At 56.7% G+C, this 12,441-nt stretch carries 12 protein-coding genes; 6 read left to right on the top strand and 6 right to left on the bottom strand.

From position 1 onward, the window contains the following. Nucleotides 1-233: 233 nt before the first annotated feature. On the top strand, nucleotides 234-671 hold the full coding sequence (locus tag Q0932_RS07025) for a MarR family transcriptional regulator (protein ID WP_299350844.1): 438 nt from the start codon (nucleotides 234-236) through the stop codon (nucleotides 669-671). 34 nt (nucleotides 672-705) lie between these two features. Here the strand turns inward: Q0932_RS07025 and Q0932_RS07020 are convergent, their stop codons facing one another. Then, nucleotides 706-1,749, bottom strand: a complete 1,044-nt coding sequence (locus Q0932_RS07020; protein WP_299350842.1) for a LacI family DNA-binding transcriptional regulator — start codon at nucleotides 1,747-1,749, stop codon at nucleotides 706-708. A 96-nt stretch (nucleotides 1,750-1,845) separates the two neighbouring features. Between Q0932_RS07020 and Q0932_RS07015 the strand changes: the two genes are divergently transcribed. From Q0932_RS07015 to Q0932_RS06995, 5 genes are read left to right on the top strand one after another with little or no spacing between them, the layout of a single operon-like run. After that, complete coding sequence (locus Q0932_RS07015; RefSeq protein WP_299350840.1) at nucleotides 1,846-3,357, top strand: tripartite tricarboxylate transporter permease; 1,512 nt, start codon at nucleotides 1,846-1,848, stop codon at nucleotides 3,355-3,357. Further along, nucleotides 3,354-3,824 carry a tripartite tricarboxylate transporter TctB family protein gene (locus tag Q0932_RS07010; RefSeq protein WP_299350838.1) on the top strand — a complete coding sequence of 157 codons (471 nt, stop codon included), beginning with the start codon at nucleotides 3,354-3,356 and terminating at the stop codon, nucleotides 3,822-3,824. The genes Q0932_RS07015 and Q0932_RS07010 overlap by 4 nt, the downstream gene beginning before the upstream one ends. A 42-nt stretch (nucleotides 3,825-3,866) precedes the next feature. Further along, nucleotides 3,867-4,829, top strand: coding sequence for a tripartite tricarboxylate transporter substrate binding protein (locus Q0932_RS07005; protein ID WP_299350836.1), 963 nt, complete (start codon nucleotides 3,867-3,869; stop codon nucleotides 4,827-4,829). A 60-nt stretch (nucleotides 4,830-4,889) separates the two neighbouring features. Continuing rightward, the gene (locus Q0932_RS07000; protein WP_299350835.1) at nucleotides 4,890-6,293 is read left to right on the top strand and encodes an aldehyde dehydrogenase family protein; all 1,404 of its coding nucleotides are present in this window, start codon (nucleotides 4,890-4,892) and stop codon (nucleotides 6,291-6,293) included. Next, complete coding sequence (locus tag Q0932_RS06995) at nucleotides 6,290-7,786, top strand: AMP-binding protein (protein ID WP_299350833.1); 1,497 nt, start codon at nucleotides 6,290-6,292, stop codon at nucleotides 7,784-7,786. The genes Q0932_RS07000 and Q0932_RS06995 overlap by 4 nt, the downstream gene beginning before the upstream one ends. A gap of 44 nt (nucleotides 7,787-7,830) precedes the next feature. Here the strand turns inward: Q0932_RS06995 and Q0932_RS06990 are convergent, their stop codons facing one another. The 5 genes from Q0932_RS06990 to Q0932_RS06970 form a co-directional block, all read right to left on the bottom strand. Beyond that, nucleotides 7,831-7,983: a hypothetical protein gene (locus Q0932_RS06990; RefSeq protein WP_299350831.1), complete on the bottom strand. Its 153-nt coding sequence runs from the start codon at nucleotides 7,981-7,983 to the stop codon at nucleotides 7,831-7,833. Nucleotides 7,984-8,091: 108 nt separating this feature from the next. Beyond that, nucleotides 8,092-9,219 carry a Gfo/Idh/MocA family oxidoreductase gene (locus tag Q0932_RS06985; RefSeq protein WP_299350829.1) on the bottom strand — a complete coding sequence of 376 codons (1,128 nt, stop codon included), beginning with the start codon at nucleotides 9,217-9,219 and terminating at the stop codon, nucleotides 8,092-8,094. A gap of 62 nt (nucleotides 9,220-9,281) precedes the next feature. Continuing rightward, nucleotides 9,282-10,334, bottom strand: coding sequence for a sugar phosphate isomerase/epimerase (locus Q0932_RS06980; RefSeq protein WP_299350827.1), 1,053 nt, complete (start codon nucleotides 10,332-10,334; stop codon nucleotides 9,282-9,284). Nucleotides 10,335-10,402: 68 nt separating this feature from the next. After that, nucleotides 10,403-11,356, bottom strand: coding sequence for a substrate-binding domain-containing protein (locus tag Q0932_RS06975; protein ID WP_299350825.1), 954 nt, complete (start codon nucleotides 11,354-11,356; stop codon nucleotides 10,403-10,405). A gap of 79 nt (nucleotides 11,357-11,435) precedes the next feature. Further along, the gene (locus Q0932_RS06970) at nucleotides 11,436-12,437 is read right to left on the bottom strand and encodes an ABC transporter permease (protein WP_299350823.1); all 1,002 of its coding nucleotides are present in this window, start codon (nucleotides 12,435-12,437) and stop codon (nucleotides 11,436-11,438) included. Nucleotides 12,438-12,441 lie beyond the last annotated feature (4 nt).

Below are 12,441 nucleotides of genomic sequence, written 5' to 3'. Positions count from 1 at the left end.
TAAACTGACCGGTTTCGAACACTGGCTGCAGGGCCCCCATGATCGGTTGTGGCCGCAAAAGAGATGGCCAACCGTTTGAAAACAAAAGCACGCCCTACCGAAACTCGAATCAAAGTCATAGTTGACATGTTTCTGCATAACTTGCAGATGTAATTGTTGTAAATGCAATTTTTGCGCAACACTTGCAGGTAACAAGTATTGAGGGTAATTCGATGATCAGGAGTACGTACCTGATGACACAGATAAAGAACGCCAAAGGCACCAGAGATGGAAGCTTCGGATTCCTAATTCAGACGCTGTCCCGTGAGATCGACGCAAAGATGAAGGTAGCGCTGAAAACCGTAGACGTAGATGTAAAAGTTTTTGCCAATCTCATGATGTTGTCCGAGGAAGACGGAATCAATCAACGAACTTTGGGCAAAAAGCTGAATTTCCCCGAGTACTTTACCAGTCGTAACGTCGACACACTGGTTGAGGCCGGTTACGCAGAGCGCCGGCCTGATCCGAATAGCCGCCGCTCCTTCCTTATTTTCCTGACCGATCTGGGGCGAAAAAAGGCGTCGGAACTGCCAAAAATCATCAGGCAGGTGAACCAAGAAACGCTCAGGAATCTAACGCAGGATGAACAAGATCAGGTGGTCAAGCTACTGCAGAAAACTGCGGGTATGTAGCCCGGTTCCGGTCATCAAAATGTCCCCTGAAGAACTATGAACGATCAGGACGGTCTGCACACCTGCCCGTCGACGCTCGGTTCAAAACAGTCAGATCGCATTTTGATTGCGTCGCATCCTCCGACGTGCCGGAAATCGACGCGGCCATCTGGTCTGCGGCCAGCCGTCCAATTCGCCGCGCGGGAATGCGGATTGTGGACAGCGCGGGTTCAATCTCACTGGACCCTTTGAAGTCCCCTATGCCCATGATCGAAAGCTCTTTCGGCACCTTCAGCCCGAGGTTCTTCGCCGCGTAAAGCACACCCTGCGCGATGATGTCATTTCCACATAGGATCGCCGTCGGACGTTTGCCGCGACCCAAGAGAGACATAGAAGCCTGTTTGGCCTCGGCGATACTGTACGGGGCCTGCAGCGTCCAATCCTCAGGCACGTCTATCCCTGCCTGTTTCAGCTCTTCCAACGCGCCTTCTTGCCGGTCTTGGGCGCGATCGTTGCCCACTGGGTTTGGAAAAACCAGACCAACGTCGCGATGACCCAGATCGATCAGATGGCGGGCGGCAAGGCGCCCTGCTTCTGCGTTGTCGACTCCCACACAGGGCATTCTGGCGTCATCGGCGTAGTTCCAGATCGCCAGAGTCGGCACACCTTGTTGCGTGATCAGCTGGTGTGTGGCTTCCGAATGCTCAAGCCCCACCAGTGCCAAGCCATCCACGCGATGCTCCATCAGTTTTCGAAGCATTTTGTACTCTCGTTCGAGATCAAATCCGTGCGATGCAATCAGCATTGTGAATCCTTTTTGATCCAGCCCGTCGGAGAAGGCTTGGATCAATTCGGCAAAGATTGCGTTGTCGATTGTGGGCACGACAAATCCAACTGTCCCACTGCGACGCCCGTGCATAACCTGAGCGGCGCGATTGCGAATGTATCCCAACTTCTGCACCGCTCGCTCAATCTTCTTGCGAGTCGACGGATTGACCAAATCAGGGTGATTGAACGCACGCGAGACCGTTGACGTCGACACCCTTGCAGCCTTTGCGACATCGAAAATATCTATTTTTTCTTTTTTGTATTCCGTCACTTAGTAGCCATTTTTCGCAATTTTATGAAAACATTTGCAATACTATTTTCATGACTTACGCTTTTCTGTCAATCAAATGTGTGAACAGGTGACGACTTGGAATTTCTTTACTACTTCGGCGATGTCTTCACTCCGGTGTCTTTCGGATTATTGCTTTTGGGAACGATTGGCGGGCTCATTCTGGGGGCCACTCCGGGCCTGTCGCCGACCATGGCCGTTGCACTTTTAATTCCGTTCACTTTCCACCTTCAGCCGGTTCAGGGGCTGATCCTGTTGGGGGCGGCCTATACCTCAACGGTGGCAGGTGGCGCAGTCAGCGCGATCCTTCTAAAAATCCCCGGAGCTCCGGCCAACATTGCGACAACGCTGGACGGGCACACGATGGCCAAACAGGGGCACGGAGCCAAGGCACTGCAGCTCAGTTTTCTGGCCTCGGCGATTGGTGGGGTGATCGGTGTCCTGCTTTTGATCTTTCTGACCCCGGTTCTGGCACAATGGGCGCTGGCCTTTGGACCAAGCCACTTGTTCTGGCTGGCCATCCTTGGCGTCACGGTTATCGGCTCGCTGGATACAGCCTCCGTGGTCAAGGGTTTGCTGTCGGGCTGCATTGGCCTGTGGTTGGCGACGATCGGCTTTGACGACATCATGGGCGCGCAGCGTTTCATCTTTCACCCGGCCTTGGGCGGTGGCATTAACATCATCGCGGCATTGATCGGTTTGTTTGCAATCCCCCAAGTCCTGACCATGTTCGCAAAGGGACGCCGCAACGAGGGTGCCGAAGTCATAGAGGTGCAGAAGCACTCGGTCCTTGACGCAATGAGGGAAGTTTTGAGCCGCCCTCGCGCCTTGTCGATTGGTACCATCACCGGGTCGATCATCGGTCTGATCCCCGGCGTGGGCGGCCAGATCGCGGGCCTGGTGGCCTATGACCAAACCAAGAAATTCAGCCCTGAGCGCGAGAAATTCGGCAAGGGCCATTCCGAAGGCGTTATCGCAGCCGAAGCCGCCAACAATGCCATGGTCGGCCCAAGCCTTGTACCGCTTCTGACACTCTCAATTCCCGGATCCCCGACGGCTGCGGTGCTTTTGGGCGGCTTGCTCATTCACGGGATTTTCCCGGGCACCGACCTTTTTGACAATCACCCGGACGTCGCGTGGACCTTTATCAACTCGATGCTGATCGGGCAGGTCCTGATGTGCATCTTTGGCCTCTATGTGGCCGGCCTTGCCGCGCGAGTGGCGCAGGTGCCGCAAAGTGTCATGGCTGCGGTCGTATTGGGGCTGGCGGTGTTCGGCAGCTACTCGGTGCAGTCTTCGATGGGCGATGTCTATGTCATGGCCTCACTTGGCGTGATGATGTACTTCCTCGAACGTTTTGGCTTTTCGGCGGCGCCGCTGGTGCTGGGCCTGATCCTTGGCCCCATTGCAGAAGCCAACTTTATCCAAGGCAGCATGATCGCCAACGCCACTGACGGACTCGGCGCCTATTTCCTTGGCGGAACCCTCAATATTTTGCTGATCGCGGCTGTGATCGCTTCGATCGTCTATTCGGCCTGGATGGAATTGCGTTCACGCCGCTACACCTCAAAAGAGGAGATCATGGGATGAGCACACCGTCCTTGCCCCGCCTTCAGCACATCATCGCCTCTGGGCTTGTCGCCGTTGTTGGTATCTGGATTGCCTGGATCAGCTACACGCAACAACCGGCCGAGGCCTTTCTGTTTCCCCGCCTGATCTCCAGCGTGTTCGTGGTGCTGGCGATCTGGACCTTTATCAAGGCCCTGATGGGGTGGACCAAGGTCGGTCACGGGCTCACTGTTCATGAGTTCGCCAACCTCTTGCCCGGCATCGTGATTGCGCTGATCTACATCTTCTGGGCCGCTAAAGGGCTGGGCTTTTACACCGCTGGCGCAATCTGCTTTTTCATTCTGCTGTCGCTCTATGATCCGGCGCCGCACCGCGAGCTGCGCACATGGATCCGGCGGATCATCATCACAGCTGGCTACACAGCTGTCATGTACGGGCTCTTTGCCATGCTGCTCAAGGTCTACACACCGCGAGAGATCCTGTTCTGAATCAACGAAAGACACAAAAATCACCCAAGGGAGGACTAAACCATGAAGAAATTAGTAGCCGGGGTCGCACTGGCCCTGACCGCACTAACCGGGGGGGCGGCGATTGCAGAAGCCTACCCCGAACGTCCCATCATGATGATGGTCAGTTATGGCGCAGGCGGCGCGACCGACTTTCAGGCCCGTATCGTGACCATGACAGCCGGGAACGAAGACGCGCTTGGCATGCCCATCGCGATCATCAACAAACCCGGAGCCGGGGGTCGCGTGGGCTGGAACTGGTTTGCCACGCAGGCCGATGCTGACGGTTACACGCTGGGCGCCTATAACGTTCCGCATTTCATCGCCCAGTCAATCAAAGGTGGCGTGCAGTATTCCACTGACAGCTTTGAGCCCATCGCCAATTGGGGTGCGGATCCGGCGGTGTTCGTCGTAGCAGCCGACAGCGAGATGAACTCGATGGACGATGTGGTGAAATTCGCCAAGGAAAATCCCGGAAAATTGACCTTTTCCGGCGCAGGCCTGTTTGTGGGCCACCACATCGCCGCGCTGCAACTTGAGAAAGCCGCAGGCGTGAAGATGGCCTACATCCCAACCAAAGGCGGCGGTGCAGCGGCGATGAAAGCCGTGATCGCGGGCGAGGTAATGGGCGGCGTCAATAACCTGTCAGACGCTTTCCGCGCGCAAGAGGCTGGCAACGTCAAGATCCTTGGCGTTTTCGACCTTGAACGCAACGCGTTCCTGCCAGATGTCCCGACCCTCAAGGAACAGGGCTATGACATCGACAACGCCAGCGTGAACTTCCGCGGCATCATGGTGCCCAAGGGCACCCCGCAAGAGGTGATCGACAAGCTTGCCGCCTCGGTGCCCGAGATGTTTAAGAATGGCCGCGTTTCCAAGAAAATGGATGCAGGCGGCTCGCCAATGCACATCATGACCCGCGACGAAGTGATCGAGATGTGGGCCGCACGGGAAGCCACTTTGAAAGAGCTTCTGGCCGGTCTCTAGAATACAAAACTACGGCACAGGGCGCCTGTCGCCCTGTGCCTTTCAAAAGGACAAGACAAAATGAACGCACATGATGACATCACCCAGGTCGAAGCAATCATGGTCCGCGCCAAGGCGGCGCAAGAGGCCTTTGAACGCGACGCCACGCAAGAGCGCTTTGACCGCGCCGCCGAGGCCGCTGCCTGGGCCATCATGGAACCCTCCCGAAACCGCACTCTGGCTGAATTGGCTGTTGAGACGACGGGCCTCGGGAATGTCCCCGACAAGATAACCAAGAACCACCGCAAGACGCTGGGCCTGATGCGTGACATCAAGGGTGTCCAGACCTGTGGCGTGCTGTCCGATGACCCCGCCACCGGTATCACCGAGATCGCCCGCCCCGTGGGCGTGGTTGGCGCCGTGGTGCCTTCGACCAATCCGGCGGCGACCCCTGCAAACAACATCATCAACGCGCTAAAATGCGGCAATTCCGTCGTTGTGGCCCCCTCGCCCAAAGGGGTCGCCAGCTGCGAGCGTCTGTTTGCCTATATCCACGCCGAATTTGACAAGATTGGTCTAGACCATGACCTTGTGCAGATGATCCCTGCCCCCGGATCCAAGGCCAAAACTCAGGCCATGATGGAACTGGCGGACCGCGTGATCTGTACCGGCAGTCAGAACAACGTTCACCGCGCTCAGACCTGTGGCACTCCGGCCGTGGCGGTCGGGGCGGGCAACGTCACAACCATCGTGGACGAGACTGCAGACCTTGCTGCAGCAGCGGCTAAAATCACCGCCTCCAAGACTTTTGACAATGCCACCTCGTGCTCATCCGAGAACTCGATGATCGTGGTGGACGCGGTCTATGATGATTTCATCGCGGCATTGGCCAAGGAAGGCGGCGCACGCGTCACCGACGAGGCGGCAATTGTCGCGGCCCTCTGGCCTGATGGACATCTCAATCGTTCGGTCATTGCACAGGACGCTGACAAAATGATTGCCGCCCTTGGCCTGAGCGGTCAGGTGCCTGACGATACCAAGTTCCTCGCCGTGGAGACCGCGGGAATCGGCCCGGATCACCCGCTCTCCGGAGAAAAGCTCAGCCGCGTTGCCGCGCTTTATCGGGCAACGGATTATGAGAATGCCCGCGACATCGCTGCCCGCATTCTCGATTATCAAGGCGCAGGTCATTCGCTGGGAATCCATACGGCACTGGATGGTCGCGCGGTCGAATTGGGCCGCGCCATGCCAACCTGCCGCGTGATCGTCAATCAGGCCCACACGTTTGCCACGGGCGGCTCTTTCACCAACGGCATGCCATTCTCACTCTCGATGGGGTGCGGCAGCTGGGGAGGCAACTCCATCGACGACAACCTGCATTGGAAGCATTTCATCCAAAGCACCAAAATTGTCCGCGAAATCCCCCCGAATGAGCCTGCAGTTGACGACATTTTTGCTGATTACTGGAGCGTTGCGGGCCAATGATCACGAGTTCGATCAAACCCCCAGAAGGCACGGTTCGCGATTGGCTGGACTATCGTGCGACCGCAACGCCAGACCGGGTGGCCTATGTCTTCTTTGACGGCGAAGCCCCACTGACCTGGTCAGACCTGCGACACAAAGCACGTGATCTGGCGCACAAGATGACGGCACTTGGCATGTCGCGGGGGGCGGCGGTGGCGATTTTGCAGCCCAATGGTCGCGACGCCATCATCAACCTTTATGGCGTGCTCTACGGAGGGTTCTGCGCAACGGTGATCAACCTCGTCGCCGGAGCCGAAGCGATCGGGTATGCTCTGGGACATTGCGAAGCTCGTGTTGCCTTGGTCGGCGAGGCCCAGAAAGAGCAATTTGACAAAGTGCGCACCGGTGGCATTGATCTGATGCCCGACATTGCGAGCCCTTCAACGGGCGCCCTACACGATTTGCATCCCGAAGATGACGCGTTGTTGATGTACACCTCGGGAACAACGGGCCGGCCCAAAGGGGTGATGCATGCCCATTCAAGCCTTTTGGCTGGCGGCTGGACCCCAACCGTAGCGCATAAATTGACCGCCAATGATCGCGGGCTTTGCGTGCTGCCGATTTATCATATCAATGGTCTTTGTGTGTCCGTGCTCAGCACGTTGATCTCTGGCGGGTCACTGGCGGTGGCCGAAAAGTTTTCAGTCAGCCGGTTCTGGGACCAGTGCGCCGAGGCTGGCGCAACCTGGTTCTCTGTGGTGCCAACCATAATCTCGCATTTGCTGCATGCCGAGGCCGCGCCGGATCAAGCAACACGAGCGCGGTTGCGATTTGGGCGTTCGGCAAGCTCGGCCCTAGCACCGGATGTTCAGAGGAACTTTGAGGCTCGCTTTGACGTGCCGATTGTCGAGACCATGGGTCTGACCGAGACCGCGGCTCAGATCCTGTCAAACCCCCTGCCCCCGGGCATTCGCAAAATCGGCTCGCCGGGCAAAGCCTTTGGCAACGAGGCCTGTATCCTATCGCAGGATCTGACCCCTCTGCCCCCCGAAACTCAAGGTGAGATTGCCATTCGCGGCCCGAACGTAATGCGCGGATATCTGAAGAACCCTGAAGCGACCAAAGACACCTTTACCGAAGATGGATGGCTGCGCACCGGGGATTTAGGGCATGTGGACAAGGACGGTTACATCTATGTGACCGGTCGTCTGAAGGAACTTATCATCAAGGGCGGTGAGAATATCGCACCGCGTGAGATTGATGAGGCGCTCTATTCGCACCCAGACGTCGTAGAGGCAGCAGCCTTTGCGCGCCCCTGCGCCTCGTACGGCGAACGTGTCGAAGCGGCAGTCAGGTTGCGTCAGGGATCAATGCTGACACCGGATGATCTTGTGCGGCTCTGCGTAGAAAAAGTCGGGAAATTCAAATCTCCTGATGCGGTGCACTTTCTGGATGAACTACCCAAAGGGCCTTCGGGCAAGATCCAGCGGATTAAGCTGCCGGAACTTCTGTAATACACGGGGATGCGCGGATCGCCCTCGAGGTCGCGCCCAGTGTTTTAGGATGTCTGACATAAGTTGTGCGGAATGTCCGAAGCCGTGTCTTTCAAGGCCCCAAGATGTGATTTGAGCACAGCCAACATGTCCAGATCGCCCACATCCCAAATGCTGAAAGCAGCCATCAGCTTGCCGTTGGCATCTGCAATCGGCACCGCAACACCACAGATCTGGCGATATTCTTCCCTGGCGCTGACGGCATCCAGTATGATCTGATGCCCTCAGTCAGAGGGCTTAGATCATAATCTGGATGCAGAAAGAGGTCAGGCCAGGCTAACCCAACTTGCGTTACGCGCAGATGATCGGAAGCAGGCATCCACAAAGGTTACTCCCTTCATTCCCGCATCCACTCCCGGCAGCAGCGTTTGCGCCTTTTTCCCCTGTTCTTGAATGGCATCTGCAGCTTCTGAGTAGAGATTTGCAAAGGCCTCGAGGTACCCTTCTGGGTGGCCGCTGGGCGTCCGCGTCAAGGCATCTTGCAGGCCCATTGCCCCGTTGCCCGCCCGCGTCAGAAGTTGTTTCGGCTGTCCAAATGGCGAATACCACAACTCATTGGGATTTTCCTGCGACCACTCAAGACCGCCCTTGGTTCCGTAAACCCGCAACGCCAACCCGTTTTCGTTACCTGGAGCGACCTGACTACACCACAACATGCCCCGCGCCCCACCTTGGAAGCGCAGCATTACGTGGGCATTGTCATCAACTTGCCGGCCAGGCACGAAGCTTTGCAAATCCGCACTCAGAGCGTCGGCAGTTAGGCCAGTCACGAAACACGCAAGATTGTAGGCGTGGGTCCCGATGTCGCCGGTTGCCCCGCCGACCCCGGAGCGCTCCGGATCCGTGCGCCAAGCTGCTTGCTTGTTGTCATCGGGTTGAGCTTCGGTCAACCAGTCCTGAGCATACTCAACCTGTACCACGCGCATTTCACCCAAAACGCCATCTGCTACCATTTGCCGAGCTTGCCGTATCAGCGGATAGCCCGTGTAATTGTGAGTCAGCACAAAGAGAGCATCGGACTTTTCAACTTCCTTGGCCATCTTTCGGGCATCCGCAAGAGAGGACGTCATTGGCTTGTCACAGATCACATGAATGCCGCGCTTGAGGAATTCGCGCGCTGCCGGAAAATGTACGTGGTTTGGCGTAACAATGGCCACGGCCTCAATCCCGCTCTTCAGTCGCGCTTCGCGGATCGCCATGTCTTTGAAGTTGTCATATGTCCGGTCTGTGGCCAAACCCAAAGCGGCGCCACTGGCCTGTGCCTTTTCCGGTGTCGAAGACAAGGCTCCGGCCACCAATTCGAACCGGTCGTCAATGCGTGCTGCAATCCGGTGCACTGCCCCGATAAAGGCGTCGTTGCCGCCACCCACCATGCCCAATCTGATCCTGGCCATTTCTTCCTCCCTATTGCGGGACGCTAAGCCCGCATGTCTTGTCACATTCTATTGTCAGGGGCTCATAGCCCCAGCATACGCCGGTTGGCCGCCTGATCGGTCGAACCATCAGCAAAGTCGTCAAACGCCTTTTCAGTGACACGAATGATATGATCACGCACAAAGGCGGCACCTTCCCGGGCACCATCTTCGGGATGCTTCAGACAGCATTCCCATTCGACAACGGCCCACCCGTCAAAGTCCATCGCTGCGAGTTTTGAGAAAACTTGGGCAAAATCGACTTGCCCGTCACCGAGGCTGCGGAACCTCCCAGCCCGGTCAACCCAGGATTGGTAGCCCGAGTATACACCCTGCCGTCCTGTTGGATTGAACTCGGCATCCTTGACGTGAAACATCTTGATCCGATCCCGGTAGATGTCGAGATTGTCGATGTAGTCTAAACACTGCAGAACATAGTGGCTTGGGTCGTACAGCATATTGCAACGTGGGTGGTTGCCGACACGCTCTAGGAACATCTCGAATGTAACACCATCGTGCAGGTCTTCTCCGGGATGGATTTCGTAGCAGACGTCGACACCCATCATATCCGCGTGGTCCAGGATGGGTTTCCAGCGTCGCGCCAGTTCGTCAAACGCGGTTTCAATCAAGCCCGCCGGTCTTTGTGGCCAAGGGTAGACATAGGGCCAGGCCAAAGCTCCTGAAAAGGTCGCGTGCGCATCAATGCCCAGATTTCGGCTGGCCGTAACCGCCAGTTTCAGCTGCTCCACCGCCCAGGCTTGGCGCGCCTTGGGGTTTCCACGCACTTCGGGGGCTGCAAAACCGTCAAACGCCTCATCATAGGCCGGGTGGACTGCCACCAGCTGGCCCTGCAGGTGTGTGGACAATTCGGTGATTTCGACACCGTTCTGACGCGCCACCCCGGCCAACTCCTCGCAATAAGACATAGAGCTTGCGGCTTTGCTGAGGTCAAATAGTCGCCCGTCCCAGGTTGGCACCTGAACACCTTTGTATCCGCAATCCGCGGCCCATTTGGTGATGCTGTCCCATGAATTGAAGGGCGCTTCATCGTCAGAGAACTGGGCGAGAAACAGCGCGGGACCTTTAATCGTTTTCATGATCTCTCTCCTTAGTTGGGAAGAGGGCTTTGGGAGAAACCCTCTTCCCGATTTTCCCGGGGCTCAGTTTAGAAAGGCGAGTCCGGGAAGTAGAAAGACGCTGCATTGCTTTGGTCGATCAGCGTCGCACCCAGAATGTAGCGACCGGCAACCGGGCCGTTGGACTTGAACGCTGCGACGGTCACGTCCATTGCCGTGGCAATCATCGAAGGCGGATAAAGTACATCGACAGGAACAAGTTCGTTGCCATCCATGATGCCTTTGATGGTTTCCTTCATGCCGGCGCCGCCGACGACGAACATACCGTCGCCATCGCGTCCAGCTTGTTTAAGCGCGGCGACAACACCGATGGCAATGTCGTCATCTTGTGCCCAAACCGCGTCAATATCCGGGAAGCGCGACAGGAAGTCCTGCATGACTTCAAAGCCGTCATCACGGTTCCAGTTGGCGTGTTTGTGGTCGAGGACATTGATGCCCGAGCCTTCAATTTCTGCCATAAACGCATCGAAACGCTCATTGTCGATCAGCGTTGGAATACCGCGCAGAACCACAATATTGTCACCCGACTTCAGGCGACCTTTCATATAGACAGCCGAAACACGACCCAGTTCCGGGTTGTTGCCCGCAACATAGATGTCCTCGATGCCCGGCTGGCTGAGACCGCGGTCCACCACGGTGATCAACGCGCCGGACTTCTTGACGTTCAACACTGGATCGGTCAGTGGCTCGCTTTCAAATGGCAGCACGACCAGAGCGTCGATCCCGTGTACTGATACAAGATCTTCCAATGCACTGGCCTGCGCGCTGGGATCTGGCGAGTTCACGAGAACCAGATCGACGTCCGGATACAGCGCTTCAAGCCGTTTTTCAGCCTGTTCAGCGTGCCAGTTCATACCCGCCGCCCAGGCGTGGGTCGGTGTCGGATAGCTGACGCCGATTTTGATCGTTTCGGCACTTGCCAGACCCGTCAGCGAGATCGCCGCTGCAGCCGCTAATGTGCTGATCTTGGTAAAAGTTTTCATATCTTCCTCCCTAGTGATTTAGACGCACCTCTCCTGTCCGGTGGCGCCCGGTTCTTCCACGCAAACTCTTGCGAGAAACTTAAGTGTCTTTGTGTTTGCGGCCCCAATCACCGCGTTGCAGCCATACAGCGATGATGATGATCAGACCCTGCATCGTGCCGTTGAGATAGTTCGAAATCATGTCCGTGAAGTTCAGAATGTTGCCGATCGTCGTCAGGATCAGCGCGCCCATGATGGTACCGCCGATGCGCCCATACCCGCCCTTCAAAACCGTGCCGCCGATTATGACTGCGGCAATGGCCTCAAGTTCCCACAAAACACCGGTGCTGGAACTGGCTGACCCCAGCCGAGGCACATAGATGATCGTGGCAAGAGACACGCACAAGCCTTGAATGACATAGGTTAGCGTTTTGACCCGGTCGACCTTGATGGCCGAGTACTTGGCCACGCTCTCGTTCGAACCGATCGCTGTGCAATAGCGGCCAAAGGCGGTTCGATTGAGCAGCAACCAACCACAGATCGCAACCACGATGAAAACCCAGACAGGGATCGGCAAGCCGGCAAAGCTGTCATAATAGACCGGACGATAGACGCCACGGATGTCGTAGTTGAGCGACAGCGTGCCACCGTCAGCAAAATAGGTTACCTGCGACCGGAAGATACCCATCGTCCCAAGGGTCACAATGAAGGCTTCGATCTTACCTTTGGTGGTCAGCAAGCCATTAATCAGCCCGGCCCCCAAACCCAGAATGATCGAACACCCGCAGCCTATCAAAACGGTCGTAACGCCGGTGCCAAAGGTCCCCACAGCGCTGTTCATGACGATAATCATCACGCCAGCAATCACTGCCGCCATCGATCCGACCGAGAGATCGATCCCTCCGGCGGTGATCACAAAGGTCGCGCCAACCGCAATGATGCCGATAAAGGCTGAGCGGGTTAGCAAGTTGGTGATGTTACCTTCGCTAAGAAAGGCCGGGTTCAGCAGAAAACCCACCAAACAGAGCAGCAACAGTGCAATCGCTGGTCCCGCAGTCTTAAAGTCCAGCCCGGTCAGTTTCTTCTGTGTCGGTTCTGTCATGGTC

It is taken from the genome of uncultured Shimia sp. (assembly GCF_947498095.1).
GTDB lineage: Bacteria > Pseudomonadota > Alphaproteobacteria > Rhodobacterales > Rhodobacteraceae > Shimia.
The sequence above is the reverse complement of the archived record's forward strand: the minus strand, read 5'-3'. Positions and strand labels throughout refer to the sequence as shown.

What these genes read in the sequence shown, in the direction of transcription:
- Q0932_RS06985 (WP_299350829.1), bottom strand. Translation starts at nt 9,219, where the DNA reads ATGGCCAGGATCAGATTGGGCATGGTGGGTGGCGGCAACGACGCCTTT.
- Q0932_RS07025 (WP_299350844.1), top strand. Translation starts at nt 234, where the DNA reads ATGACACAGATAAAGAACGCCAAAGGCACCAGAGATGGAAGCTTCGGA.
- Q0932_RS06980 (WP_299350827.1), bottom strand. Translation starts at nt 10,334, where the DNA reads ATGAAAACGATTAAAGGTCCCGCGCTGTTTCTCGCCCAGTTCTCTGAC.
- Q0932_RS07010 (WP_299350838.1), top strand. Translation starts at nt 3,354, where the DNA reads ATGAGCACACCGTCCTTGCCCCGCCTTCAGCACATCATCGCCTCTGGG.
- Q0932_RS06995 (WP_299350833.1), top strand. Translation starts at nt 6,290, where the DNA reads ATGATCACGAGTTCGATCAAACCCCCAGAAGGCACGGTTCGCGATTGG.
- Q0932_RS07000 (WP_299350835.1), top strand. Translation starts at nt 4,890, where the DNA reads ATGAACGCACATGATGACATCACCCAGGTCGAAGCAATCATGGTCCGC.
- Q0932_RS06970 (WP_299350823.1), bottom strand. Translation starts at nt 12,437, where the DNA reads ATGACAGAACCGACACAGAAGAAACTGACCGGGCTGGACTTTAAGACT.
- Q0932_RS07005 (WP_299350836.1), top strand. Translation starts at nt 3,867, where the DNA reads ATGAAGAAATTAGTAGCCGGGGTCGCACTGGCCCTGACCGCACTAACC.
- Q0932_RS06975 (WP_299350825.1), bottom strand. Translation starts at nt 11,356, where the DNA reads ATGAAAACTTTTACCAAGATCAGCACATTAGCGGCTGCAGCGGCGATC.